This window comes from Pseudoduganella lurida (genome assembly GCF_007830455.1).
In the GTDB taxonomy this organism is placed as follows: Bacteria; Pseudomonadota; Gammaproteobacteria; order Burkholderiales; family Burkholderiaceae_D; genus Rugamonas; species Rugamonas lurida.
Genome location: NZ_VLLB01000005.1, coordinates 323,553 through 348,467, shown reverse-complemented (window position 1 = coordinate 348,467; position 24,915 = coordinate 323,553). Strand labels below are relative to the sequence as shown.

Here is a 24,915-nt window from a genome sequence, read left to right as displayed (position 1 = left end):
CCTCCGCGCGGGATTCCGATGCCGCGCGTCTTTCTTGATGCGCGCGTCTCTCCCGATGCCGCGCGTATTTCTGGATGCCGCGCGATTCTCTTCATACCGCGCTTTTTTCTCGATGCCGCGCGATTCTCTTCACCGCGCGTTTTTCCTGATGCCGCGCGATTCTCTTCTTACCGCGCGTCTTTCCTGATGCCGCGCGTCGCTCCTGATACCGCGCATATTCTTGACGCCGCGCGTTTCCCCTGATGCCGCGCTTCTCACCTGTTTCATCGCCGTCCCGGCCTTCCCCCACGCCCTGCAGCCCCCTCCCCGACCTTTTCATTGCCGAGATTGACACGGCTTCGCCCTTGCGGTTTAATGCCCGAGAAGCATGAAATCGTTTTCAAATTCCAGAGACCATATGACCGACCAACTGCATTTCCCGCCCTCCTTCGTGTGGGGCGTTGCCACCAGTGCGTTCCAGATCGAGGGCGGCGCCAGCGCCGACGGCAAGGGGCCGTCCATCTGGGATACCTTCTGCCGCACGCCGGGCAATGTCATCGACGGCAGCGATGGCGACGTGGCCTGCGACCACTACCACCGCTACGCCGAGGACGTGGGCATCATGGCCGACCTGCACCTGCAGGCCTACCGCTTCTCGATGGCGTGGTCGCGCGTGCAGCCGGCCGGCAAGGGTGCCTGGAACGAGGCCGGTTTCGCCTTCTATGAACGCCTCCTGGACGAGCTGGACCGCAAGAACATCGCCGCCCACATCACGCTGTACCACTGGGACCTGCCGCAGGGCCTGCAGGACGAAGGCGGCTGGCTGAACCGCGACACCGCCTATCACTTCGCCGAATACGCTGCGGAAGTGGCGCGCCGTTTCGGCCATCGCGTGAAAACGATTGCAACGCACAACGAGCCGTGGTGCACGGCAAACCTGGGCTACGGCAACGCCCAGTTCGCGCCGGGCGTCAGCGACGTCAGGCAGTCCGTGCAGGTCTCGCACCACCTGCTGCTGTCGCACGGGCTGGCCATGAAGGCGATGCGCGCCGTGGCGTCCAGCGCGGAGCTGGGCATCGTGCTGAACCAGTGGACGGCCGACCCGGCCACCGACAGCGCCGCCGACCGCGCGCTGGCGGCATGGGAATACACCCGCTCGGTGCAGTGGTTCATGGACCCGATCTTCAAGGGCCGTTACCCGGTAGACGCGCTGCGCGGCCACGGTGCCAATGCGCCGGAGGTGCGCGACGGCGACTTCGACATCATCCGCCAGCCGATCGATTTCCTGGGCGTGAACTACTACTTCCGCTCTTACTGCAGCGCGGAGGACCCGCCGCGCCAGGCCCCGGCCGAGCTGGGCACGACGGACATGGGCTGGGAAATCTACCCGATCGGCCTGCTCGAGCTGCTGCTCAAGCTGAAGGAGGAATACGACCTGCCGCCGATCTACATCACGGAAAACGGCATGGCCAGCGCCGACCGGCCAGTCGGCGGCGAGGTGGCCGACACGCAGCGCATCGACTACGTGAAATGGCACCTGGCGGCGCTGCGCGAGGCGATGTGCAGCGGCGTCGACGTGCGCGGCTATTTTCTGTGGAGCCTGCTGGACAATTTCGAATGGAACTCCGGCTACGCGAAACGGTTCGGCATCGTGCACGTGGATTACGCGACCCAGAAGCGCACGCCGAAGGCCAGCGCGCTGTGGTACCGCGACTTCATCGACAGCCAGCAGCGCTGAAGGGTTCGCACAGCGCCACGCAGGAACGTGCACAATCCGCCAAGCGGCAGCATAGCCGCGGCGATAATGATCGAGAATCGAGGAGACGACATGACCACGAACGCCGCCGGCAGCACGCCGGACGCCCTGCCCTCCGCCAGCCTGCCTGCCGATACCCGCGGCGGTACCCGCCGCTCCCATCCGCTGCTGTGGGTACCGACCGGCTACTTCACGATGGCGCTGGCGTACGTGATGCTCACCAGCGTCACGGCCATCATGTTCAAGAACCTGGGCATGGACAACGGCAAGGCGGCCGAATACGCCAGCTACCTGATCCTGGCCTACACGATCAAGCCCCTGTTCGCGCCGTTCGTGGAGATGTACCGGACCAAGAAATTCTTCGTGCTGTGCGCGCAGCTGGCCATCGCCATGGGCTTCGGCGCCGTGGCGCTGGCCATGTCGCTGCCCGGCTACATGGCGATCATGGTGGCGCTGTTCGTGGTGCTGTCCTTCGTCGGCGCCACGCAGGACATCGCGTCGGACGGCGTCTACGTCACCGCGCTCGATGCCCGCTCGCAGTCGCTGTACTGCGGCATCCAGAGCCTGTCCTGGAACATCGGCCCGATCGTCGCTTCCGGTGGCCTGGTCTACCTGTCCGGCTGGCTGCACACCAACACCTTCCACCACGACCCGAAAGTGTTCGGGCCCGACTGGATCGACAGCTGGCGCATCGTGTTCTGGATCGTGGCCGGCATCACGCTGCTGATGGCGCTGTGGCACCTGCGCACGATGCCGGAAGGCGCGAAAGCGGCGAACGCGCCGCAGTCGATCGACGAAGCAAAAGCCATCCTGAAGGATTCGTTCATCACCTTCTTCCAGAAGCGCGATGTGTGGCTGATGATCGGCTTCGCGTTCCTGTTCCGCCTGTCCATCGGGCTGCTGGAAAAGATCGGGCCGTTCTTCATGGTCGACCCGAAGGTGGAAGGCGGCCTGGGGCTGTCGAACGAATTGCTGGGCATCGTGTACGGCACCTATGGCCTGGCGGCCGTGCTGCTCGGCTCCCTGCTGGGCGGCCTGTTCGTGGCCAGGCGCGGCCTGCGCCCCACGCTGTTCCTGCTGTGCTGCGCGGTGAACATCCCGAACGTGACGTTCCTGCTGATGGCGATCTACCAGCCCACCGACCTGCTGGTGATCAGCGCCGGCGTGGCCATCGAAAAATTCTTCTTCGGCTTCGGCTCCGTGGGCTTCATGATCTACCTGATGCAGCAGCTGGCACCGGGCAAGTACACCACCACGCACTACGCGTTCGGCACCGGCCTGATGGGCCTGTGCATGCTGGTCACCGGCAGCGTCAGCGGCCACCTGCAGGAATATCTCGGCTACGTCCACTATTTCTGGTTCGTGATGGCGGCCACGATTCCGTCATTCCTCGTCACGTGGTTCGCGCCTTTCCATCACGCGGAAGGCTGAGCCCGTACCCACCCTGGGGCGCAACAGGGAACTCGTCGAGCATCGCCCGGCGCCTGTGAAGGAACGCGGCCATGCACGGCCGCGTTCCTTCCAGACCCCGGCACGGACACGAGCTCGGCATTAACGCGAATCAGCGGCCGGCGCCCACGTGACGTCCAGCCGCCCGTGGCCGCGCGGGATGTCGAACAGCTCCGCATCGGGCTCGCTGCGATCGATCTTCGACATGGTCGTCTCCCAGCTGTCCCGGCGCGGGTCGTCCAGCTTGCAGGAGACCCCCACGCACAGGTCCTTCGAGTACCAGGACTCGCTGACCACGTCGACGGTACCGCCCGCGGCATCCGTAGGGTATTGCGCATGATTCTCGTGGCCGGTTGCCGGTCACGCCATCGAACTCGCGCTCGCCCAGCGGCTTTGCGTTGCGCTCCCGTTCACCGTGTCGCTGCGCCATCACGCCCTCGCGCAACTGTTCCTGTTTGGCCGGCGTCACGTTTCCCGCGAAGCGCACCTGCGTGTTCTCGCCCGTATTGCAGAATCGCCCGTTGAAGGCACCAGAATCGTGAGCAAAAAAAGCGGTGCCATGCGCCGCCTTGCCACTATCGTCGTGGCCTCAGAGATCGAGCGCCACTGGCAGCCGCACGAGAATGAACTCGTTGTTGTCCGGCTTCTTCGGATTGCGCGAGCCGGCGCCGCCCGGATAGTTGTTGTCGTTGACGAGCATGAGCGTGTGGCGGTCCACGATGCGCACCGCTTCCACGCACTCCATCGGGAACGTGAACACGCCGCCGATCGTGGCCGCGCCGCCCAGGCCTTTCGGGTCCGCGATATTCATCAGGTCCACCACCTCCTCCTTTACGAGGTAGCCATTGGCGTCGACCTTGTTCAGGTCGATCCGGTAGACCTTCTTCACCTTCGCGGCGACCCGGTCCGCCTTCGTGGCAGGGAACAGACCGGAACGGGCATCGCCGGCACCGCGGTCCTTCTCGACGACGAGGAAGGCGTGGTCGTTAATCGCCGTCATGTCGTTGACGGAGTAGACCTCGTTGACCGTGACGCCTGCCGCGTTCACATACGTGCCGCTACCCACGCGATACGAGTACGAAGTGGGCAGGAAGGCGTTGGTGCGGATGTCGAACACATTGATGATGCGGCGCTGCGGGTCGGTATCGGCCGACAGCTCGCGCTCCAGCAGGGTGTAGATGCGCTTGCCGGCCGGGTCGATCGCCATGCTTTCCAGGCCGCCCGAGTTGGGCAGGTTGGCCGTGGCCGTGCCGAGCAGCGGGTTGTTCGGGCTTTGCACGAGCGGGTTGCTGCCCAGCTTCTGCGTGTTCGGCAGCGCCACCTCTTTTGCCAGCACCTTGCCGGTGCGGTCCGTCTTGACGAGGAAGGGACCGAATTCGTCGGCGAACCAGAAATTGCCGTCCGCATCGAGCACGAACGATTCGACATCCAGGTCGCCGCCCGTCAACAGGCGGTTCGACCTGATCAGCGGGTCGACCGCGACCGTCCTGCCGGCCGGGCTGGAACTCGTGCCGGGATAGTTCGCGCCATCGGCCACCAGCGCATAGCTCAATTTGCGGTCGGGATCGCGCAGGCGGATGTAGCTGTCGGCATTGAAGCCGGCCAGCGTGGCGCAGGTGGAGAAACTGGCCGGCACGACCTTGCCGCTGGCCCAGTCGGGCTGGATGGCATACACGTGCAGCAGCGCGTCCGGCGACGAGGCTTTCGAACCGAAGCCGTTGTCCTGCATGACGTACCAGCAGCCGCCCGCGGGTGCCGCGGCAAACGCCGAGAAGCCCTGCATCGGCTGGCGGTTCGTGAACGGCAGCGTGTAGCCGTAGTTCGTGACGGCATTGGTCAGGTCGCCGCCGTTGACGAACTGGCCCGACGTGGGACCATCGACATACGAATCGGCCGGCAGGCTGGCGAAACCGGCCAGCGTGGGGACGGCCGGGAGGTCGTCGTCGTCGCCCCCGCCGCAGGCGCTCAGTGCCGATGCGGCCAGCGCTGCTGCGAGGAAGAGGGCCTTGCGGGGAAAGGGAAAGCGGATCTGGTTCATGCTCTGCGCGGTGGAGTCGGAGGCGCAAAGTGTAGGGACGCAGGATGACCGCGTTATGACAACGACATCACAAAAAAAAACACCCCGGCACTCGGGGGAGCGCCGGGGTGAAGGAGAGACCGGTGAAGGCCTGGGAACCTAGAACGTGTAGCCGGCGTTGAAGCCGATGGTGCGCGGTGGCAGGTACTGGGCCTGCCAGATGTTCTGCGGATTCTGCGCGCTGGTCTTGACTTCCTTGTCCGTGGCATTGCGCACGAACAGGTCCACGTAGTACTTCTGGTCCGCGTCGTAGCGCAGGCCCAGATCGAGCTTGCCGTACGAGCCCTGGCGGTCCGGCTCGCCCAGGTTGAACACGGACAGCCAGCTGGCCGATTCCCAGTGCGCGGACAGGCGCGGCGTCAGCGTACCGGCCGGCAGCTGGAACACGTGCTGGTACATCAGCTGCGTGCTCCACTTCGGCGAGTGCGGCATCGTGTTGCCCGTCACGTCCAGGCAGGTGCTGATGCCGCTGATCGGGCATGGCGGCAGCGTGTAGTCGTTCGAGCCGCCGATCAGCTGGCCCAGTTCCGCGTGCGTGTAGGTGCCGGTGAACTGCAGGCGGTCGGCCTTCGTCAGCTTGGCCGCGATTTCCGTCTCGAAGCCGTAGATCTTCGCGCCTTCCGCGTTGAAGGTGGAGAGGCTGTGGCTGCCGTCCGGATTCGTGACGGGGGCGCTGAACTGGAAGCCCTTGAACCTCTCGTAGTACAGCGCGTTGTTCATGCGCACCATGCCGTTGAAGAAGGTGCTCTTCGAACCGACCTCGTAGTTGGTCAGCGTCTCCTGGCCATACGGCTTGCCGCCATCCTGCAGGCCGCCCGATTTGTAGCCCGTCGACACGCTGGCATAGACCATCGAGCTTGGCGTCACGTCGTAGCTGACGCGGCCCAGCCAGGTGGCCTTGCTGCCGCTGAAGCGGCCCGAGTTGAACGAATCGGTCTTGTAGCCGGAGCCCGGTGCGAACGGATTCACGCTCGGGTTCAGCGGGATCTGCGGCACCGTCGCATCGCCCGTCCAGCCATTGCCGGTGCCGCCGATGTTGGCGCGCTTGTCGTCCGTGTAGCGCGCGCCGCCCGTGATGTGCAGCTGGTCGTTCACGTTCCACGTGGCCTGGCCGAACACGGCTTTCGACTCCACCGTTTCCTTCGGCTGGATGAAGGAGCCCTGCCAGTTCACGGTGCCCTGCTGGGTGCCGTTGATGATCGGGATGTCGAAGCGGATGCCGTTGTTCTCGTTGGCGTAGTACAGGCCGAGCAGCCAATCGACATCCTTCTTGCCGACCGACTGCAGCTCCACCTCGTGGCTGTAGTTCTTGTACTTCGAGTAGACCGTGTTGTTGGCCTGCGCGCTGCCGCCGGTGGTGAAGCTGGTGGGCGGCAGCACGCCGCCATCCTGGTCGTACGTGGACGAGCCGTGGAACGACGACCAGCCCGCGATGTAGGCCAGCGCCAGGTCCGGACTGATCGCCCAGTCCACGCGGCTGCGCACGGAGTTCGAATCGCGCTTGAGCGAAGGGGCCGTGTCGATCAGCGCGGACCAGCGGTCCTGGCCGGGACGCGGCGTCTGCATCAGGTTCATGCCGGGCGTGCCGCGGTCCTGGTAACGCTCGTACGACAGGTTCCAGTGCAGCGCCGGCGTGATCTCCCACAGCAGCGACAGGCGCAGCGCCGTCTGGTCCTGCGCGTTGTACTTGTCGCCGCCCTGCACGAACAGGTTCGTGTTGATCGGCTGGAAGGCGATCGGGTTGCCGGGATGCGCAGCGTTCCAGGCAGCGATCACCGGTGCGGCGGCGGCCTGCTGCTGCGCCAGCGGGATGTTCGGCGGCGCCTGGTAGTCGACATAGCCGTCATGCTGCTCGTGCACGAACGCGACGCGCAGCGCGGCCTTGTCGGACAGCGGCACGTTGAATGCACCGCGGCCGCCCACCCGGCTGTAGTCGCCGAGCCCTGCTTCCACGTAGCCGGACGTGCTGCCCAGCGACGGCTTGGCGGTCTGCATGTTCACGGCGCCGACGGTGGAGTTGCGGCCCCACAGCGTGCCTTGCGGGCCGCGCAGCACCTCGATGCCTTCCAGGTCGAACAGCAATGTGGTGGCGCCTTCCGGCCGCGGCGAATAGATGCCGTCGACGAAGATGGCCACTTCGGGGTCGGCGTATTCCGTCTTCGCGCTGTCGTTGCCGATGCCGCGCATCGTCATGGTGATCACGCCGTGGTCGCCCTGGCTGGTGGCCGAGAAGCCCGGCACCAGGTTGACGACGTCCTGGATGGTCTGCACGTGGTTGTCGTCCAGCGTGGCGGCACTGATGGCCGTGACGGCAACGGGGGTGCGCTGCAGCGAGGTGCTGCGCTTGGTGGCCGTCACGTAGACCTCGGGAATGACGGTGGAATTGGCTTCGGCGGCCTTCTGCGACTGCTGCTCGTCCTTGGGAACTTCCGGCGTGGCATTGACGCCGGCCGTCTGTGCCTGGGCGGCATTCAGGCCGGCCAGCAGGGTCAAAACGGCGAGCTGAATGGGCGTACCGAGGCGGCGCGCGCGGAGGGTGCGGGTCATCATGAGTCTCCTTCGTTGCTGCACTGCTGCGTGGCAGTGCGATATATTGTTAGAAATGATGCTGTTGAGATTGAAATCGATTTCAAGTAGAGTGAAAACGATTGCAAAGCTTCTGAAACCGTTTTCATAGTAGTCATTCGGGATTTGGGCTGTCAACAAAAAAATGCATTCAAGGCATTGGAATGCAGGGTGCAAGGGCGGCAGTGCTTGCGATCGTCGACGTGATCCGAGAGCACACGTGCCCGGGCTCACCATGCCGGCCTGTAGCAAAATGGCAACGGACGACAATACGGCCGAGCCCGTGTCAACTTCGGGGTCAGGCACCAAACGGGACACGAGCTCGACAGCGAAGGATCATTACAGCCGAGCTCGCGTCAACTTTGGTGACTGACCCCGAGTAGACACGGGCTGAGCAGTTAGAACATGCAACGAGGAGACCCATGGCACCCATCCGCAATATCCTCATCGTCGGTGGCGGGACGGCCGGCTGGCTGGCGGCATGCTTCCTGGCGAAGACGCTGGGCGCGCGCGATGCGCAGGCGATCCGCATCACGCTGGTGGAATCGAAGGAGATCGGCATCATCGGCGTGGGCGAAGGCACGTTCCCGTCGATCCGCGGCACGCTGTCGGCGATCGGCATCGACGAGGCCACCTTCATCCGCGACTGCAGCGCCACGTTCAAGCAGGGCATCCGCTTCGACCACTGGGTGCGCCCATCCGGCACGCCGGGACACGATCACTACTTCCATCCCTTCAGCCAGCCGAGCCAGAGACCGGGCGGCCCGGAGCTGCTGCCCTACTGGCTGATGGGTGCTGCCGGCGCCAACGTGCCGTTCGCCGCCGCGGCCACCTTGCAGAAGCACGTGGCGGACCAGTCGCACGGGCCGAAGCGCTTGACCGACGGCGACTATCTGGGCCCGCTGAACTACGCCTACCACTTCGACGCCGGCCGCTTCGCCGCCCTCCTCTGCCGCCATGCACAGACGCTCGGCGTGCACCGCATCGAAGCGACCGTCGATGGGGTCACGCTCGGTGACGATGGCGCCATCGCGTCTGTCATGACGCGCGAAGCGGGCGCGCTCACGGCCGACCTGTACATCGACTGCACGGGCTTTCGCGCGCGGCTCGTCGGCGAGGCACTGGGCGCGCCGTTTCGCAGCGTGAGCGACACGCTGTTCGTCGACCGTGCCCTCGCCATGCAGGTGCCCTACGCACGCGTCGATGCGCCGATTCCTTCGTACACCATCGCCACCGCGCACGAAGCAGGATGGACCTGGGACATCGGCCTGCACGAGCGGCGCGGCATCGGCTACGTGTATTCGAGCCGGCACACGTCAGACGAGCGCGCCGAACGGATCCTGCGCGCCTACATCGGCCCGGCCGCCAACGACCGGGAACCCCGCATGCTGAAGCTGAACGTGGGCTACCGGGAAACGCAGTGGGTGAAGAACTGCGTGGCGATCGGCCTCTCCGGCGGCTTCCTGGAACCACTGGAATCGTCCGGTATCGGGCTGATCGAAGCGGCGACCTACCTGGTGAGCTACCTGTTCCCGCACGATGGCAACCTGGCGCCGGCAGCAAAGCTGTTCAACGCGCAGATGAAGACGCGCTATGAACGCATCGTCGATTTCGTGAAGCTGCATTACTGCCTCACGCAGCGCACCGACCACGCGTTCTGGACGGACAACGCCGATCCGGCGACCATCCCCGACACGCTGCGCGACCAGCTGGCCATGTGGCGCGCGCGGCCGCCGCACCGGCTCGACTTCGTCACGGACCTGGAGATGTACCCGCCGTCCAGCTGGCAGTACGTGCTGTACGGGATGGAGTACGCCACGCGCCTGCACGCGAACGCTACCTCCCTGCCCGACCTCGAGGCGGCGCGCCGCGAGTTCCAGACCATCGCCGGGCTCGCGCGCCACGCGGTGGCTGACTTGCCGCCGCACCGCACGCTCGTCGAGCACTTCTGCAAGCGTCAAGGCGCCTTGCGCCGCGCATGAAGACCACCCTCTGCCGCGCGTAATTTCCAAAACTCGGGGACTGTCCCCTTTTTTTGGAAATATTTCCTGGGATTGGGGACAGTCCCCGTTTTTTGGAAATTTTTTGCTCTGGAAAGAGAGGGGCTTAGCGCTCTGCCGAGGGATTTACTGAGCAGCGCGGCAAAACCAGTGTAAGCGGCGCGGTCAACGGGAAATACTTATGCGCCATGCCACGGGGATCGTTGCGTGGATAGTTGTTGTTTTTTCCGGTTCCATGCCGGCCGGAGGGGACGCGGTGTGAATCCTCCGCCACAGTTCAACACCAGGGACAGTCCCCGTTTTTTGGAAATATTTCCTGGAATTGGGGACAGTCCCCGATTTCTGGAAACTTTTTGAGGGGTGCGGCGTTCAGCGCTCTGCCGGGGGAATTTGCTGGAGCGGCGCAGCGAAAACGGCATGAGCGACGAGGTCGACGGGACGGTATTTGCGCACCGTGCTGGCGGGATCGTTGCCCAGATAGTTGTTGTTTTTCCGGTTACTCGCCGGCCGGACGGGGCGCGGTGTGAATCCGCCGCCACAGTTCGGGCAGACGTTTTGTAGCAGCTCGTCCACACAATCCGCGCAGAACGTGCATTCGTAGGAGCAGATACGTGCGTCGGGCGCGTTGGGCGGCAGCGCCTTGTCGCAGTGTTCGCAGGTGGGACGGAGTTCCAGCATCGGCATTCCCTTCCATGTCATCGTGAAACGATCAGCCGCAATCCCAGCCCGATGAAGACGGTGCCGGCGATGCGGTCCAGCACCGGCCCCGCCTTCGGCCGCTTGGACAGCCACTGGCCGACGGCGCCGGAGAAGTAGCCGATCAGGCCGAACAGTACGGCGGCCTGCGCGGCGAACAGCACGCCCAGCGCGCCGAGCTGCCACGCCACATGGCCATTGGCGGCAATGACGAACTGCGGCAGGAAGGACAGGAAGAACAGGATCACCTTCGGATTGATCATGGCGGCCACCATCCCCTTGCGGAACAGCTGGCCGAGCGGCTGGTCGGCCATCCCCACCTCGTCGATGCGGACCACGCCCGCGTAACGCCAAGCGTTGAAGCCCATCCAGACCAGGTACAGGCCACCGGCCACCTTCAGCACCGTGAAGGCCGTCGGCGACGCCGCGATCAGCGCACTCACGCCGATCACCGCCAGCAGCGTATGGCTCAGACATCCCGCCGCGCAGCCCAGACCGAACGCGATGCCCTGCCGGCGGCCTTTCGAGATGCCCATGCTGAGCACCATCAGGTTGTCCGGCCCGGGCGACGCCGTGATCAGGATGGCGGCGGCCAAAAAAGCGAGGGTTTGCTGGAGCGTGAGCATCGGCGGATTCAGAAACAGGGACAGACCCCATTTTCCAGGAAATATTGCCAAAAAAATGGGGTCTGTCCCCATTTTTGCGGAAATATTGGCGAAAAAAAACGCCACACGGGGTGGCGTTTCCGGGCAAGCACCGCAGAATCAGCGCTTGCGGGCCGGCGGCAGGTCCGTGCAGACGCCTTCGTACACTTCGGCGGCCATGCCGATCGACTCGCCCAGGGTCGGGTGAGGATGGATCGTCTTGCCGATGTCGGTGCCGTCGGCGCCCATCTCGATGGCGAGAGCGATCTCGCCGATCATGTCGCCGGCATGCGTGCCGACGATGGTGCCGCCCACGATGCGGTGCGTTTCGGCGTCGAACAGGATCTTCGTGAAGCCTTCGTCACGGCCGTTGGCCACGGCGCGGCCCGAGGCGGCCCACGGGAAGTGGCCCTTCTCGACCTTGATGCCCTTGGCCTTCGCTTCGTCTTCCGTCAGGCCCACCCATGCCACTTCCGGATCGGTGTAGGCGACGGACGGGATCACGGTCGCGTCGAAGTGCGACTTCTGGCCGGCAGCCGCTTCGGCCGCCACGTGGCCTTCGTGCACCGCCTTGTGCGCCAGCATCGGCTGGCCCACCAGGTCGCCGATGGCGAAGATGTGCGGCACGTTGGTGCGCATCTGGCTGTCGACGGCGATGAAGCCGCGGTCCGACACCTGCACGCCGGCCTTGTCGGCAGCGATCTTCTTGCCGTTCGGGCTGCGGCCCACGGCCACCAGCACCATGTCATAGACCTGTGGTTCCGGCGCTGCGGCACCGGCTTCGGCGGCTTCGAACGTGACCTTGATCCCTTCCGGCAGCGCTTCCACGCCGACGGTCTTCGTCTTCGTCATGATGTTGTCGAAGCGGGCGGCATTGTACTTCTGCCAGATCTTCACGGCGTCACGGTCGGCGCCCTGCATCAGGCCGTCCATCATCTCGACCACGTCGATGCGCGCACCGAACGTGGAGTAGACGGTGGCCATCTCCAGGCCGATGATGCCGCCGCCGATGACCAGCATGCGTTTCGGGATGAAGCGCAGTTCCAGCGCGCCCGTCGAATCGACGATGCGGGGATCTTCCGGCACGAACGGCAGCTTCACGACGGCCGAACCGGCCGCGATGATGGCCTGCTTGAACTGCACGACCTTCTTGGTGCCGTCGGCGCCCGTCACTTCGATGTGGTTCGGGCTGAGGAACTGGCCGACGCCCTGCACCACCTGCACCTTGCGCGCCTTCGCCATGCCGGCCAGGCCGCCCGTCATCTTGCCGATGACGCTGTCCTTGTACTTGCGCACCTCGTCGATGTCGACTTCCGGCTTGGCGAACTTCACGCCGTGCTTGCCGAGGTGCGACGTCTCGTCGATCACGGACGCCAGGTGCAGCAGCGCCTTCGACGGGATGCAGCCCACGTTCAGGCACACGCCGCCCAGCGTGGCGTAACGCTCGACCAGCACGGTGCTCTGGCCCAGGTCCGCGGCGCGGAACGCGGCGGAGTAGCCGCCGGGACCGGCGCCCAGCACCATCATGTCGCACTGCACATCGACGTTGCCGGCATACGAACCGGCGGCCGGTGCAGGACCGGAAGCCGGTGCCGCAGCGGGCGCAGGAACGGCAGGGCCGCCATACACCGGCGCGGCCTGGCCCGGCGCAGCGCCCCTCTCGGCCGCCGTGGCCACCGGCGCGGCGGGGGTGGTGGTGGAATCAGCAGCAGCAGGGGCCGAAGCAGGAGCAGCAGCGCCGGCAGCTTCCTCGACGACCATCAGCAGCGAACCTTCCGACACCTTGTCGCCCACCTTGATCTTCAGTTCCTTGATCACGCCGGCGTGCGTCGATGGAATCTCCATCGATGCCTTGTCCGATTCCACGGTGGCGATCGACTGGTCGACCTTGATCGTGTCGCCCACCTTGGCGATCAGCTCGATGACTTCGACTTCCTTGAAGTCGCCGATATTCGGTACTTTTACTTCGACAGTGCTCATCGGGTCATCTCCTTACAGCAGCACTTTGCGCATGTCGCCCAGCACTTCTGCCAGGTAGACTGCGAAGCGGGCACCGGTCGCGCCATCGACCACGCGGTGGTCGTAGGACAGCGACAGCGTCATCATCAGGCGCGGCACGAACTGCTTGCCGTCCCACACGGGCTTCATCGATGCCTTCGACAGGCCGAGGATCGCGACCTCGGGTGCATTGACGATCGGCGTGAAGTGCGAGCCGCCGATGCCGCCCAGCGACGAGATCGTGAACGTGGCGCCCTGCATGTCGGCCGGCTTCAGCTTGCCTTCGCGCGCGGCCAGCGACAGTTCCGTCATCTCGCGGGCGATCTGCGACACGCTCTTCTGGTCGGCATTCTTCACCACCGGTACCACCAGGCCGTTCGGCGTATCGGCAGCGAAGCCGATGTTGTAGTACTTCTTGAGGATCAGGTTCGCACCCTCGGCGTCCAGCGAGGAGTTGAACGTCGGGTGCTTCTTGAGCGCGGCGACGGAGGCCTTGATGACGAAGGCCAGCATCGTCAGCTTGGCGGCATCCTTGTTCTTCGCGTTGGCGTTGTTGGTGTCGACGCGGAATGCTTCCAGGTCCGTGATGTCGGCATCCTCGAACTGCGTCACGTGCGGGATCATCACCCAGTTGCGGTGCAGGTTCGGGCCGGAGATCTTCTTGATGCGCGGCAGTGGCTGCAGTTCCGTTTCGCCGAACTTGGAGAAGTCCAGCGACGGCCATGGCAGCAGGTTCAGGCCCGCACCACCGCCAGCCGAGGCAGGAGCAGCCGTCGGTGCCGACGCGGCACCGGCCACCACGCCCTTGACGTAGTTCTGCACGTCCTGCTGCGTGACGCGGTTCTTCGGACCGGTGCCAGGCACCTTCGATACATCCACGCCCAGTTCGCGGGCGAACTTGCGGACCGACGGCGAGGCGTGCGCCAGCTTGCCGGAGACGCCAGCGGTGGCCGGCGCCGCCGCGGCAGGTGCCGGAGCAGGTGCCGGAGCAGGAGCGGATGCCGCAGCTGGTGCAGGCGCGGCAGCAGCTGGAGCGGCCGCAGGAGCAGCAGCAGGTGCAGCGCTGCCACCAGTGGCTTCGACCACCAGCACCACCGAACCCTCGGCTACCTTGTCGCCGACCTTGATCCGCAGTTCCTTGACGACGCCTTCGTGCGACGACGGAATCTCCATCGACGCCTTGTCCGATTCGACGGTGGCCAGCGACTGGTCCTTCTTGATCGTGTCGCCGACCTTGACCATCACCTCGATGACTTCCACTTCCTTGAAGTCGCCGATGTCCGGCACCTTCACTTCCACGGGACCGCCCGATGCAGCAGGGGCGGCAGCCGCTGGCGCCGGGGCGGCAGCAGGGGCCGGAGCAGGAGCGGCAGCAGCCGGCGCCGCTTCGGCCGCCGGAGCAGCAGCGGCGCCCTCCGCTTCCACGGTCAGCAGCAGCGAGCCTTCGGCGATCTTGTCGCCCACCTTCACCTTGATTTCCTTGATCACGCCAGCCGTCGACGAAGGGATCTCCATCGATGCCTTGTCCGATTCCACGGTGACCAGCGACTGGTCGACCTTGATCGTGTCGCCGACCTTCACCATCAGCTCGATGACTTCGACTTCCTTGAAATCACCGATGTCCGGGACTTTGACTTCCACAATGCTCATAGCGTTCGCTCCGTATTCTCGTTATTGGGTCACCGGATTTGGCTTGTTCGGGTTCAGGCCGTACTTGACGACGGCCTGTTCGACGACGGCCATCTCGATCTTGCCTTCTTCCGCCAGCGAACGCAATGCCGCCACCGTGATGTAGTAGCGGTTCACCTCGAAGAACTCGCGCAGCTTGGCGCGGCTGTCGGAACGGCCGAAGCCGTCGGTGCCCAGCACGCGGTAGGTGCGGTCCTTCGGCATGAAGGCGCGGATCTGCTCGGCGTACAGGCGCATGTAGTCGGTCGTGGCCACGATCGGGCCCTGCGTGTCCTTCAGCAGCTGCGTCACGTACGGCACGCGCTGTTCCTTGGTCGGGTTCACGAGGTTCCAGCGCTCGGCATCCTGGCCATCGCGGGCAATCAGGGTCAGCGACGGTGCGGACCAGATATCGGCGGCGACGCCCCAGTCCTTTTCCAGCAGCTCGGCGGCGAAGATGGACTCGCGCAGGATCGTGCCGGAGCCGATCAGCTGCACGCGCTGGCCAGCATTCGCCGTGCCTTCCTGCAGCAGGTACATGCCCTTCAGGATGCCCTCTTCCTGGCCGGCCTTCAGGCCCGGGTGCGCGTAGTTCTCGTTCATGATGGTGATGTAGTAGAACACGTCTTCCTGTTCCGTCACCATGCGGCGCAGGCCGTCATGAATGATGACCGCCAGCTCGTGGCCGAAGGTCGGGTCGTACGGCAGGCAGTTCGGGATCGCCGCGGCGAACAGGTGGCTGTGGCCATCCTCGTGCTGCAGGCCTTCGCCGTTCAAGGTCGTGCGGCCGGCCGTGCCGCCCATCATGAAGCCACGGGCGCGCATGTCGCCGGCGGCCCATACCAGGTCGCCCACGCGCTGCATGCCGAACATCGAGTAGTACGTGAAGAACGGGATCATCACGCGGTTGTTCGTCGAGTACGACGTGGCCGCGGCGATCCACGAGCTCATGCCGCCCGCTTCGTTGATACCTTCCTGCAGGATCTGGCCGGCCTTGTCCTCGCGGTAGTACATCACCTGGTCCTTGTCGACCGGCTCGTACAGCTGCCCTTGCTGGTTGAAGATGCCGATCTGGCGGAACAGGCCTTCCATGCCGAAGGTCCGCGATTCGTCGACCAGGATCGGCACCACGCGCTGGCCCAGGCTCTGGTCGCGCAGCAGTGCGGTAATGATGCGCACGAACGACTGGGTCGTCGAGATCTCGCGGCCTTCCGCAGTCGCGTCCAGCACGTTCTTGAACGCTTCCAGCGGCGGCACGACCAGCGTCTCGTCGGCCTTCATGCGGCGGTGCGGCAGGTAGCCGCCCAGGGCCTTGCGGCGCTCGTGCAGGTACTTCATTTCCGGCGCGTCGTCGGACGGCTTGAAGAACGGGATCTCGGCCAGCTTGTCGTCCGGGATGGGGATGTTGAAGCGGTCGCGCATTTCGCGGATCGCCTCGTCGTCCAGCTTCTTGGTCTGGTGCGCCGTGTTGCGCGCCTCGCCCGACTTGCCCATGCCGTAGCCCTTGACGGTCTTCACCAGCAGCACGGTCGGCTTGCCCTGGGCTTCCTGGGCGACCTTGAAGGCGGCGTAGATCTTGTGCGGATCGTGGCCGCCGCGGGTCAGGCGCCAGATGTCGTCGTCGCTCATGTTGGCGACCATGTCCAGCAGCTTCGGATGCTTGCCGAAGAAATGCTTGCGCACGTAGGCGCCGTCCTTGGCCTTGTAGTTCTGGTATTCGCCGTCGACGGTTTCCATCATCACGCGCTGCAGGATGCCTTCCTTGTCCTTGGCCAGCAGCTCGTCCCAGCCCGGGCCCCAGATGACTTTCACGACGTTCCAGCCGGCGCCGCGGAACTCGCCTTCCAGTTCCTGGATGATCTTGCCGTTGCCGCGCACCGGACCGTCCAGGCGCTGCAGGTTGCAGTTGACGACGATGACGAGGTTGTCGAGCATCTCGCGGGCGGCCATGCCGATCGCGCCCAGCGATTCCGGCTCGTCCATCTCGCCGTCGCCGCAGAAGGCCCAGACCTTGCGGCCGTCGGTATTGGCGATGCCGCGGGCGTGCAGGTACTTCAGGAACCGTGCCTGGTAGATCGCCATCAGCGGGCCCAGGCCCATCGACACGGTCGGGAACTGCCAGAAGTCCGGCATCAGTTTCGGGTGCGGGTACGACGACAGGCCGCCACCGTCGACTTCACGGCGGAAGCTCAGCAGGTTCTCTTCCGTCAGGCGGCCTTCCAGGAAGGCACGCGCGTACACGCCGGGCGACGAGTGGCCCTGGATGTACAGCAGGTCGCCGCCGTGCTCTTCGCTCGGCGCTTTCCAGAAGTGGTTGAAGCCGATGCCCAGCATGTTCGCCAGCGAGGCAAACGAGGACAGGTGGCCACCCAGGTCGCCATCGGCGCGGTTGGCCTTGACCACCATCGCCATGGCGTTCCAGCGCATCCACGAGCGCAGGCGCTCTTCGTATTCCAGGTTGCCCGGGCAGTGTGCGCCCACGTCGGCAGGAATGGTGTTCACGTACGCCGTGTTGGCCGAATACGGGATGTCGGCGCCGCGGCGGCGCGCCAGGTCGGCCAGGCGCTCCATCAGGTACTGGGCGCGTTCCGGGCCTTCGTTCTGCAGTACGGCGTCCAGCGCCTCGAGCCATTCCTTGGTTTCCTGCGCGTCCGGATCGTTGGCGGTTTGGGCCGTGACCTGGTCTAGTTGAGCTGACATGTAACGAGTCTCCTTAGTGATCGATGAGGGCCCAACCGGAACATCTGGCGGCGGACGCTGGGGTGCGAATGTACTGGATTATTTACTAAGACTTTGGCTAAGTGTGAGGATTCTAACAGTGAAATCGGCCTTTTCAAAATGCGGAAGGTCTTTCCACATTATGAAATTCTCCTATGAGAAAATGCTGCGTTGCCGCATAAATTCCCGACTTTCGGGAGATCGCATTGGGATCGCAGGGATTGGGCACCGCAGCATTTGCATGCGCATGCAAGCCGGGTGGCCCGATTGCCTGCGCGAGCATCCGACCGGGGCACATGAGCGGCCACCCTTTATAATGTCGGTCTTCCATCCTCCCATCACTGACCACACCATGTCTGCACAACTGATCGACGGAATCGCCCTCTCCCAACAACTGCGCTCGGAAATCGCCGCGCGCGCCGCCGCGCTCACCGCCAGGGGCAAGCAGCCCGGCCTGGCCGTGATCCTGGTCGGCGAAGATCCGGCCAGCCAGGTCTATGTGCGCAACAAGGTGAAGGCATGCGGCGACGTGGGCATCCACTCCGTGCTGGAAAAGTACGAGGCCGACCTGACCGAGGCGGCGCTGCTCGAGCGCATCGCGGGGCTGAACGATGATCCGGCCATCCACGGCATCCTGGTGCAGATGCCGCTGCCGAAGCACATCAACCCCCACAAGGTGATCGAGGCGATTTCCACCGCCAAGGACGTGGACGGCTACTCGGTGCTGTCGGCCGGCGAACTGATGACGGGCCTGGACGGCTACCGTCCCTGCACGCCGTACGGCTGCATGAAGCTGATCGAATCGACCGGCACCGACCTGCGCGGCAAGCACGCCGTCGTCATCGGCCGCAGCAACACGGTGGGCAAGCCCATGGCGCTGCTGCTCTTGCAGGCCAACGCCACCGTCACCATCTGCCATAGCGCTACGCCGGATCTGTCGGTGTACACGAAGCAGGCGGATGTGATCGTGGCCGCCGTCGGCCGCCGCAACACGCTGACGGCCGACATGGTGAAGCCGGGCGCAATCGTGATCGATGTGGGCATGAATCGCGACGATAATGGCAAGCTGTGTGGCGACGTGGATTTTGCCGCCATCCGCGAAGTGGCCGCGCACATTACGCCGGTGCCGGGTGGCGTGGGTCCGATGACGATCACGATGCTGTTAATGAACACGATCCAATCGGCGGAACGCTGAGATCGTTAAAAGGCGCCTGGGGCGTTGTTGCAGCGCCAGCCCTTGGTCAATTCGGTGCTGAAGCACTGACTGCGACGCTGCGCCTAGCCCGAGGCGCTTTGAACGATCCGCGAAGCCGATGGTTCGCAAAACTCTAGACCGGAAAAATACTATGACGATGACTGACAATCCCCTGCTCGACTTCGGCGGCCTGCCGCGCTTCGACGCGATCCGCCCGGAACACGTAACGCCGGCCATCGACGAGCTGCTGACGCAGAACCGCGCCGTGGTCGCCAAGCTGGAAGCGGCCACCGACGCCGTCACGTGGCAGAACTTCGTCACGCCGCTGGAAAACGCGACGGAGCTGCTGGGCCGCGCCTGGGGGATCGTCGGTCACCTGAACAACGTGGCCGATACGCCCGAGCTGCGCGCCGTGTACAACGAGAACCAGCCGAAGATCACGGAGTTCTTCACGGAGCTGGCGCAGAACGAGGCGCTGTTCGCCCAATACAAGGCGCTGCAGGCGTCGCCCGAGTTCGCAACGCTGTCGCCGGCCCGCAAGCGCATCATCGAGAACGCGATCCGCGAATTCCGCATGGGCGGCGCCGAGCTGCCGCCGGCACAGAAGGAACGCTTCGCGCAGATCCAGGAAGAACACGCGGTCACGTCCACGCGCTTCTCGGAAAACGTGCTCGATGCCACCAACGACTGGAAGCTGCTGGTCGAGGACGAAGCGGAACTGGCCGGCCTGCCGGACGATGTGAAGGCGGCTGCCCAGGCGCTGGCCGAAAAGAACGGCAAGGCGGGCTGGCAGTTCACGCTGCACTTCCCATCGTACTACCCGATCCTGCAGTTCGCCGACAGCCGCGCGCTACGCGAGACGGTCTACCGCGCCAACGCCACCAAGGCCTCCGAGCTGGGCGAGGTGTTCAGCGAGCGCGACAAGTGGGACAACAGCGCCAACATCGTCAAGCTGCTGAAGCTGCGCGCGGAAGAAGCTCAGCTGCTGGGCTACAAGAACTTCGCCGAGGTGTCGCTGGTGCCGAAGATGGCGCAGAGCCCGGAACACGTGATCGAGTTCCTGGAAGACCTGGCGAAACGGGCCCGCCCGTTCGCCGAGAAGGACCTGGAAGAACTGCGCACCTTTGCGCAGGAGCACCTGAACCTGACGGACCTGCAGGCCTGGGACCTGCCGTACGCATCCGAAAAACTGCAGCAGCACCGCTATGCGTTCTCGGCGCAGGAAGTGAAGCAGTACTTCCCCGAGCACAAGGTGATCGACGGCCTGTTCAAGCTCGTGCAAAACCTGTTCGGCGTGCAGATCCTGCCGGACCAGGCGCCCGTGTGGCATCCGGACGTGCGCTTCTTCCGCATCGAGCGCGATGGCGACCTGGTGGGCCAGTTCTACCTGGACCTGTACGCCCGCCCCGGCAAGAACAGCGGCGCGTGGATGGACGACGCGCGCAGCCGCCGGCTGGAAAATGGCCAGCTGCAGACGCCGATCGCCTACCTGACCTGCAACTTCACGGAACCGGCCGTCAAGGATGGCAAGGTGCAGCCTTCGCTGTTCACGCACGACGAAGTGATCACGCTGTTCCACGAATTCGGCCACGGCCTGCACCACATGCTCACGCTCGTCGAAGAGCTGGGCGTGTCCGGCATCGCCGGCGTGGAGTGGGATGCGGTGGAACTGCCATCCCAGTTCATGGAGAACTTCTGCTGGGAGTGGAACGTGCTGTCGCACATGACGGCGCACTACAAGACGGGCGAGCCGCTGCCGCGCGCGCTGTTCGACAAGATGACGGCGGCGAAGAACTTCCAGTCCGGCCTGCAGACCCTGCGCCAGGTGGAGTTCTCGCTGCTCGACATGCACCTGCACTTCGACTATGCCCCTGACTCGGGCAAGTCGGTGCAGGACGTGATCGACGAGGTGCGCCAGCGCTTCGCCGTCATCAAGTCGCCGTCGTTCAACCGCTTCCAGAACTCGTTCGGCCACATCTTCGCCGGCGGTTACGCGGCCGGCTACTACAGCTACAAGTGGGCCGAGGTGCTGTCCGCCGATGCCTACGCGGCATTCGAGGAAGCGGCGCAACTCGATGGCGCGGACGACAGGGTGGTCGACACGGGCCGCAAGTTCCTGAGCGAGATCCTGTCCGTGGGCGGCTCGCGCCCGGCGCTGGAATCGTTCACCGCCTTCCGCGGCCGCGAACCGCAGATCGACGCGCTGCTGCGCCACTCCGGCATGGCCGCGTAAAGGGAAACAGCAAAGCGGCAACCTGGTTGCCTGAAAAATGGGGACAGACCCCATTTTTCACCCGATGTCCGCCCACGCTACAATACCCGCATGACCCGCATCGACTTCCACACCAACGTCCCCGACAAGATCCTGTACGCCTGCCGCCTGGTGCGCAAGGCCTACGGCGCGCGCAACCGCATCGTGGTGCTGGCGGAAGATGCCCGCCAGCTGGCGCAGCTGGACGACGCGCTGTGGGGTTTCTCGGCCACCGACTTCCTGCCGCACGCGCACGTGAACGATCCGCTGGCGCCGGACACGCCCATCGTGCTGGCCGACAGCGATGGCGTGGAGCTGCCGCAGGCCGACCTGCTGGTGAACCTGGCACGCCGCGCACCGGCGCAGTTCGAGAACTTCCCCCGTTTGATCGAAGTGGTCTCCACCGACGAAGCGGACGTGGCGGCGGGACGCCTGCGCTTCGTGGCCTACAAGCGGCAGGAATTCCAGCCCGCCCACCTCACCGTGGGCAAGGCATGACGTCCGCCGCATCGTTCGATCCGGGCATCCCCGTCCTGACCGAGGTGCTGCGCGAGGATGTGCCGGCAACCGGGCCAGCGGCCACCGAACCTGCACCCGGGTTGAAGCACGAGCCGGCGCTCGGGTCCGAGCCCCCGTCGGAGCCAGCTTCGGCACCAGCGCCAGAGCCATCCTTCGCAGCGGGGCCTGGGCTGGCGTCCGAGCCCCAGTCCGATCCCGCGCCACTGCCATCGTTTGCCGCGGCACCTGCTGCCGTATTGACAGCGGCTTTTGCGCCCGCAGTCTGGCGCACCGGCGTGGCGCCGAAGCCTGAACCCGTAACCGCAACACCTTCCCTTGCAGCCCCCACGCCAGCAGTCTGGCGTACGGGTGCCGAGCCGGCGATCGTGCCCGAAGCCGCGCCAGCACCAGCGCCAGCGGTCTCCTTCGCTGCGGCACCTGCCACGGTGGCGCCGGCAGCTGTCACGCCGGCAGTCTGGCGCACCGGCGCGGCCGTCATCGTCACGGCCCTGCCGCCGGCCGTCAGTGCACCGGCCGCTGCGCCGATCATCGACAAGCCCGAGCAGGACTGGGCCGCGCTGGAACAGCGCCTGAACGAGGCGGTCGTGCAGCAGCTGACGGCACGCGTGGAGGCCGCCATCGAAGCGCAGGTGGCCCAGGCACTTGGGCAGCTTGCACAGGATCTGGCCGGTCAACTGCGCGCCGGGCTGCGCGAGACCATCGCGGCGAGCGTGGCCGAGAGTGTCGCCGGGCAGCTGGCGCAGGCACGAAAAGAGTGAAGGAAGCGGCTCGCGCGGTGCAAGGCTGCCCTCCTCCGGTGCAAGCCACGCCGCCCCTGCAAAAATTCCATCGCGGCGCCTTTCCCCGTCACGCGAATTGTTGTACCTTCTCGCACTGACGGCGCTCACGAGGTGCCCCAATCAATTCATCGGAGAGAACGAGTATGCAGACGAAGTTCATCGCAGTTGCCACCGCCGCCGCCTTCGCGGCGTCCGCTGCGGCAGGTGTCGCCCATGCGCAGGAAATCATCAAGATCGGCCACGTGGGTCCGATCTCCGGCGCCCAGGCCCATCTCGGCAAGGATGAAGAGAACGGCGCCAAGCTGGCCGTGGCCGACCTGAATGCGAAAGGCATCAAGATCGCCGGCAAGCCCGTCAAGTTCGTGCTGCAGCTCGAGGACGACGGCGCCGATCCGAAGCAGGCCACCACCGTGGCGCAGAAGCTGGTCGATGCCAAGGTCAATGGCGTGATCGGCCACCTGAACTCGGGTACCACGGTGCCGGCCTCGCGCATCTATTTCAACGCCGGCCTGCCGCAGATCTCGCCCGCCTCGACCAACCCGATCTTCACCAAGCAGAAGTTCAACACCACGTTCCGCGTGGTGGCCAACGACAGCAAACTGGGTGGCACGCTGGGCAGCTACGCCGTGACCAAGCTGGGCGCGAAGAAGATCGCCGTGATCGATGACCGCACCGCCTACGGCATGGGCGTGGCCACCGAATTCGTGAAGGGCGCGAAAGGCGCGCAGATCGTCGACAAGCAGTTCACCAACGACAAGGCCACCGACTTCAACGCCATCCTCACCAGCATCAAGGCGAAGAACCCGGACCTGGTCTTCTTCGGCGGCATGGATGCCGTGGGCGGCCCGCTGCTGCGCCAGATGAAGGCGCTGGGCATCAAGGCCAAGTTCATGGGCGGCGACGGCGTGTGTACCGATGCGCTGCCGCGCCTGGCCGGCGCCACGGCGGTCGAAGGCGTCGTCACCTGTGCCGAAGCGGGCGGCGTGCCGGCGGAACTGCAGAAGAACATGGACGACTTCCACGCCCGCTACCGCAAGGCCTACAACCAGGAAGTGCAGCTGTACGCGCCTTACGTGTACGATGCGGTCATGACGATGGCGCAGGCCATGCAGGATGCCGGTTCGGCCGATCCGAAGAAATACCTGCCGTTCCTGGCCAAGGTGAAGTACCAGGGCGTGACGGGCCTGATCACGTTCGACCAGTTCGGCGACATCAACAACGGTTCCCTCACGCTGTTCACCTATCCGGGCGCCAAGAAGACCAAGCTGGAAGTGGTCCATTAAAAGAATACTCAGGGAGACACCCCGAGCGGGCCGTCCTTGGACGGCCTTTTGTTTTTGCTGCGGCCCTTATGATGTGGCCGCATATCGATTGGAGTAAAACACATATGCAACAGAAGCTGATTTCCCTCGCCGTCGCCGCGACCGTGCTCGTCTCCGGCAGCGCACTGGCGCAGGAAGTGGTACGCATCGGCTACGTCGGCCCGCTGTCCGGCCAGTCCGCCCACTTGGGCACGGACACGTCGAACGGCGCGCGCCTGGCCGTGGAAGACCTGAACGCCAAGGGCTTCAGGATCAACGGCAAGGCCGTCAAGTTCGTGCTGCAGGCCGAGGACGATGCGGCCGATCCGAAGCAGGCCACGGCCGCCGCGCAGAAGCTGGCGGACGCCAAGGTGAACGGCGTGATCGGCCACCAGACCTCCGGCACGTCGATCCCCGCATCGCGCATCTACTACAACGCCGGCATTCCGCAGATCTCCGCATCGGCCACCAGCCCCGTCTACACGCACCAGAAGTTCAACACCACGTTCCGCGTGGTCGCCAACGACAACAAGCTCGGTGCCAGCCTGGGCGACTACGCCGTGAAGAAGCTGGGCGCAAAGAAGATCGCCGTGATCGACGACCGCACCGCCTACGGCCAGGGCCTGGCGGACGAATTCGCCAAGGGCGTGCGCAAGTCCGGCGGCGGCGTGCAGATCGTCGCGCGCGAGTTCACCAACGATAAGGCCACCGACTTCTCGGCCATCATCACCAGCATCCGCGCGAAGAATCCGGACCTGGTGTTCTTCGGCGGCATGGATTCGGTCGGCGGCCCGCTGGTGCGCCAGATGAAGGCACTGGGCATCAAGACGAAGCTGGCGGGCGGCGACGGCATCTGCACGGAAGCGATGCCGAAGCTGGCCGGTCCGACCGTGGGCGACGAAGCGATCGTCTGCGCGGAAGCGGGCGGCGTGACGGCGGCATCGCAGAAGAAGGTCGACGAATTCGGCGCGCGCTACAAGAAGCGTTTCGGGCAGGATGTGCAGATCTATGCGGCGTATTCGTACGATGCCGTGATGACGATGGCGGCCGCGATGGCCGATGCGAAATCGGCCGATCCGAAGAAATACCTGCCCAGCCTGTTCAAGGTGAGCTACCAGGGCAATATCGGCACCGTGGCGTTCGACCAGTTCGGCGACATCAAGGATGGCGCGCTGACCTTGTACACGTTCAAGGGCGGGAAGAAGAGCCTGATCGAGGTAATCAAATAAGGTGATCAAACAAGGTGCTCGATCGAGCCGACCATGAAAAAACCGGGCCTTTGCCCGGTTTTTTTACCCCTGCCTGCGCCGCATGTGCGGC

At 64.9% G+C, this 24,915-nt stretch carries 18 protein-coding genes; 10 read left to right on the top strand and 8 right to left on the bottom strand.

Going from position 1 to position 24,915, the window contains the following annotated elements:
- Positions 1 to 18: 18 nt before the first annotated feature.
- The 3 genes from IP91_RS16255 (at position 19) to IP91_RS16245 (ending at position 3,166) form a co-directional block, all read left to right on the top strand.
- Positions 19 to 243: a hypothetical protein gene (locus IP91_RS16255; RefSeq protein WP_145650118.1), complete on the top strand. Its 225-nt coding sequence runs from the start codon at positions 19 to 21 to the stop codon at positions 241 to 243.
- Positions 244 to 397: 154 nt separating this feature from the next.
- Positions 398 to 1,717, top strand: a complete 1,320-nt coding sequence (locus tag IP91_RS16250) for a GH1 family beta-glucosidase (RefSeq protein WP_145650117.1) — start codon at positions 398 to 400, stop codon at positions 1,715 to 1,717.
- Positions 1,718 to 1,807: 90 nt separating this feature from the next.
- Positions 1,808 to 3,166 (top strand): MFS transporter, encoded by a 1,359-nt coding sequence (locus tag IP91_RS16245; protein ID WP_145650116.1) that lies wholly within the window; start codon positions 1,808 to 1,810, stop codon positions 3,164 to 3,166.
- 120 nt (positions 3,167 to 3,286) lie between these two features.
- On the opposite strand, the gene IP91_RS16240 is transcribed toward IP91_RS16245, so the two are convergent.
- From IP91_RS16240 to IP91_RS16230, 3 genes are all read right to left on the bottom strand, one after another.
- Positions 3,287 to 3,481, bottom strand: a complete 195-nt coding sequence (locus tag IP91_RS16240; protein ID WP_145650115.1) for a hypothetical protein — start codon at positions 3,479 to 3,481, stop codon at positions 3,287 to 3,289.
- A 292-nt stretch (positions 3,482 to 3,773) separates the two neighbouring features.
- A complete protein-coding gene (locus tag IP91_RS16235) occupies positions 3,774 to 5,222 on the bottom strand; it encodes an esterase-like activity of phytase family protein (RefSeq protein WP_145650114.1) in 1,449 nt (482 codons plus the stop codon).
- Between the two features lie 138 nt (positions 5,223 to 5,360).
- Entirely contained in the window at positions 5,361 to 7,808 is a 2,448-nt protein-coding gene (locus IP91_RS16230; RefSeq protein WP_229474530.1) for a TonB-dependent receptor, read from the bottom strand.
- A 440-nt stretch (positions 7,809 to 8,248) separates the two neighbouring features.
- On the opposite strand from IP91_RS16230, the gene IP91_RS16225 reads away from it, so the two are divergent.
- Positions 8,249 to 9,808 (top strand): tryptophan halogenase family protein, encoded by a 1,560-nt coding sequence (locus tag IP91_RS16225; protein ID WP_145650112.1) that lies wholly within the window; start codon positions 8,249 to 8,251, stop codon positions 9,806 to 9,808.
- Positions 9,809 to 10,195: 387 nt separating this feature from the next.
- On the opposite strand, the gene IP91_RS16220 is transcribed toward IP91_RS16225, so the two are convergent.
- From IP91_RS16220 to aceE, 5 genes are all read right to left on the bottom strand, one after another.
- Complete coding sequence (locus IP91_RS16220; protein ID WP_145650111.1) at positions 10,196 to 10,504, bottom strand: DUF1272 domain-containing protein; 309 nt, start codon at positions 10,502 to 10,504, stop codon at positions 10,196 to 10,198.
- Positions 10,505 to 10,521: 17 nt separating this feature from the next.
- Positions 10,522 to 11,148 carry a LysE family translocator gene (locus IP91_RS16215; protein WP_145650110.1) on the bottom strand — a complete coding sequence of 209 codons (627 nt, stop codon included), beginning with the start codon at positions 11,146 to 11,148 and terminating at the stop codon, positions 10,522 to 10,524.
- A 138-nt stretch (positions 11,149 to 11,286) separates the two neighbouring features.
- Positions 11,287 to 13,146, bottom strand: coding sequence for a dihydrolipoyl dehydrogenase (gene lpdA / locus IP91_RS16210; protein ID WP_145650109.1), 1,860 nt, complete (start codon positions 13,144 to 13,146; stop codon positions 11,287 to 11,289).
- Positions 13,147 to 13,158: 12 nt separating this feature from the next.
- Positions 13,159 to 14,814 (bottom strand): dihydrolipoyllysine-residue acetyltransferase, encoded by a 1,656-nt coding sequence (gene aceF / locus IP91_RS16205; RefSeq protein WP_145650108.1) that lies wholly within the window; start codon positions 14,812 to 14,814, stop codon positions 13,159 to 13,161.
- A 21-nt stretch (positions 14,815 to 14,835) separates the two neighbouring features.
- Entirely contained in the window at positions 14,836 to 17,532 is a 2,697-nt protein-coding gene (gene aceE, locus IP91_RS16200) for a pyruvate dehydrogenase (acetyl-transferring), homodimeric type (protein ID WP_145650107.1), read from the bottom strand.
- A gap of 370 nt (positions 17,533 to 17,902) precedes the next feature.
- Here aceE and folD point away from each other — a divergent pair, with 370 nt between their 5' ends.
- From folD to IP91_RS16170, 6 genes are all read left to right on the top strand, one after another.
- The gene (folD, locus tag IP91_RS16195; RefSeq protein ID WP_145650106.1) at positions 17,903 to 18,745 is read left to right on the top strand and encodes a bifunctional methylenetetrahydrofolate dehydrogenase/methenyltetrahydrofolate cyclohydrolase FolD; all 843 of its coding nucleotides are present in this window, start codon (positions 17,903 to 17,905) and stop codon (positions 18,743 to 18,745) included.
- A 151-nt stretch (positions 18,746 to 18,896) separates the two neighbouring features.
- Entirely contained in the window at positions 18,897 to 20,978 is a 2,082-nt protein-coding gene (locus IP91_RS16190) for a M3 family metallopeptidase (RefSeq protein ID WP_145650105.1), read from the top strand.
- A 90-nt stretch (positions 20,979 to 21,068) separates the two neighbouring features.
- Positions 21,069 to 21,494, top strand: coding sequence for a DNA polymerase III subunit chi (locus IP91_RS16185; RefSeq protein ID WP_145650104.1), 426 nt, complete (start codon positions 21,069 to 21,071; stop codon positions 21,492 to 21,494).
- 386 nt (positions 21,495 to 21,880) lie between these two features.
- Complete coding sequence (locus IP91_RS16180; protein ID WP_145650103.1) at positions 21,881 to 22,273, top strand: hypothetical protein; 393 nt, start codon at positions 21,881 to 21,883, stop codon at positions 22,271 to 22,273.
- Between the two features lie 164 nt (positions 22,274 to 22,437).
- Positions 22,438 to 23,577: a branched-chain amino acid ABC transporter substrate-binding protein gene (locus IP91_RS16175; RefSeq protein WP_145650102.1), complete on the top strand. Its 1,140-nt coding sequence runs from the start codon at positions 22,438 to 22,440 to the stop codon at positions 23,575 to 23,577.
- A 104-nt stretch (positions 23,578 to 23,681) separates the two neighbouring features.
- Positions 23,682 to 24,824: a branched-chain amino acid ABC transporter substrate-binding protein gene (locus tag IP91_RS16170; protein ID WP_145650101.1), complete on the top strand. Its 1,143-nt coding sequence runs from the start codon at positions 23,682 to 23,684 to the stop codon at positions 24,822 to 24,824.
- Positions 24,825 to 24,915 lie beyond the last annotated feature (91 nt).

What these genes read in the sequence shown, in the direction of transcription:
- IP91_RS16185 (WP_145650104.1), top strand. Translation starts at nt 21,069, where the DNA reads ATGACCCGCATCGACTTCCACACCAACGTCCCCGACAAGATCCTGTAC.
- aceF (WP_145650108.1), bottom strand. Translation starts at nt 14,814, where the DNA reads ATGAGCATTGTGGAAGTCAAAGTCCCGGACATCGGTGATTTCAAGGAA.
- IP91_RS16190 (WP_145650105.1), top strand. Translation starts at nt 18,897, where the DNA reads ATGACGATGACTGACAATCCCCTGCTCGACTTCGGCGGCCTGCCGCGC.
- IP91_RS16170 (WP_145650101.1), top strand. Translation starts at nt 23,682, where the DNA reads ATGCAACAGAAGCTGATTTCCCTCGCCGTCGCCGCGACCGTGCTCGTC.
- aceE (WP_145650107.1), bottom strand. Translation starts at nt 17,532, where the DNA reads ATGTCAGCTCAACTAGACCAGGTCACGGCCCAAACCGCCAACGATCCG.
- IP91_RS16235 (WP_145650114.1), bottom strand. Translation starts at nt 5,222, where the DNA reads ATGAACCAGATCCGCTTTCCCTTTCCCCGCAAGGCCCTCTTCCTCGCA.
- IP91_RS16225 (WP_145650112.1), top strand. Translation starts at nt 8,249, where the DNA reads ATGGCACCCATCCGCAATATCCTCATCGTCGGTGGCGGGACGGCCGGC.
- lpdA (WP_145650109.1), bottom strand. Translation starts at nt 13,146, where the DNA reads ATGAGCACTGTCGAAGTAAAAGTACCGAATATCGGCGACTTCAAGGAA.
- IP91_RS16215 (WP_145650110.1), bottom strand. Translation starts at nt 11,148, where the DNA reads ATGCTCACGCTCCAGCAAACCCTCGCTTTTTTGGCCGCCGCCATCCTG.
- IP91_RS16255 (WP_145650118.1), top strand. Translation starts at nt 19, where the DNA reads ATGCCGCGCGTCTTTCTTGATGCGCGCGTCTCTCCCGATGCCGCGCGT.
- IP91_RS16250 (WP_145650117.1), top strand. Translation starts at nt 398, where the DNA reads ATGACCGACCAACTGCATTTCCCGCCCTCCTTCGTGTGGGGCGTTGCC.
- folD (WP_145650106.1), top strand. Translation starts at nt 17,903, where the DNA reads ATGTCTGCACAACTGATCGACGGAATCGCCCTCTCCCAACAACTGCGC.
- IP91_RS16175 (WP_145650102.1), top strand. Translation starts at nt 22,438, where the DNA reads ATGCAGACGAAGTTCATCGCAGTTGCCACCGCCGCCGCCTTCGCGGCG.
- IP91_RS16245 (WP_145650116.1), top strand. Translation starts at nt 1,808, where the DNA reads ATGACCACGAACGCCGCCGGCAGCACGCCGGACGCCCTGCCCTCCGCC.
- IP91_RS16220 (WP_145650111.1), bottom strand. Translation starts at nt 10,504, where the DNA reads ATGCTGGAACTCCGTCCCACCTGCGAACACTGCGACAAGGCGCTGCCG.
- IP91_RS16230 (WP_229474530.1), bottom strand. Translation starts at nt 7,808, where the DNA reads ATGACCCGCACCCTCCGCGCGCGCCGCCTCGGTACGCCCATTCAGCTC.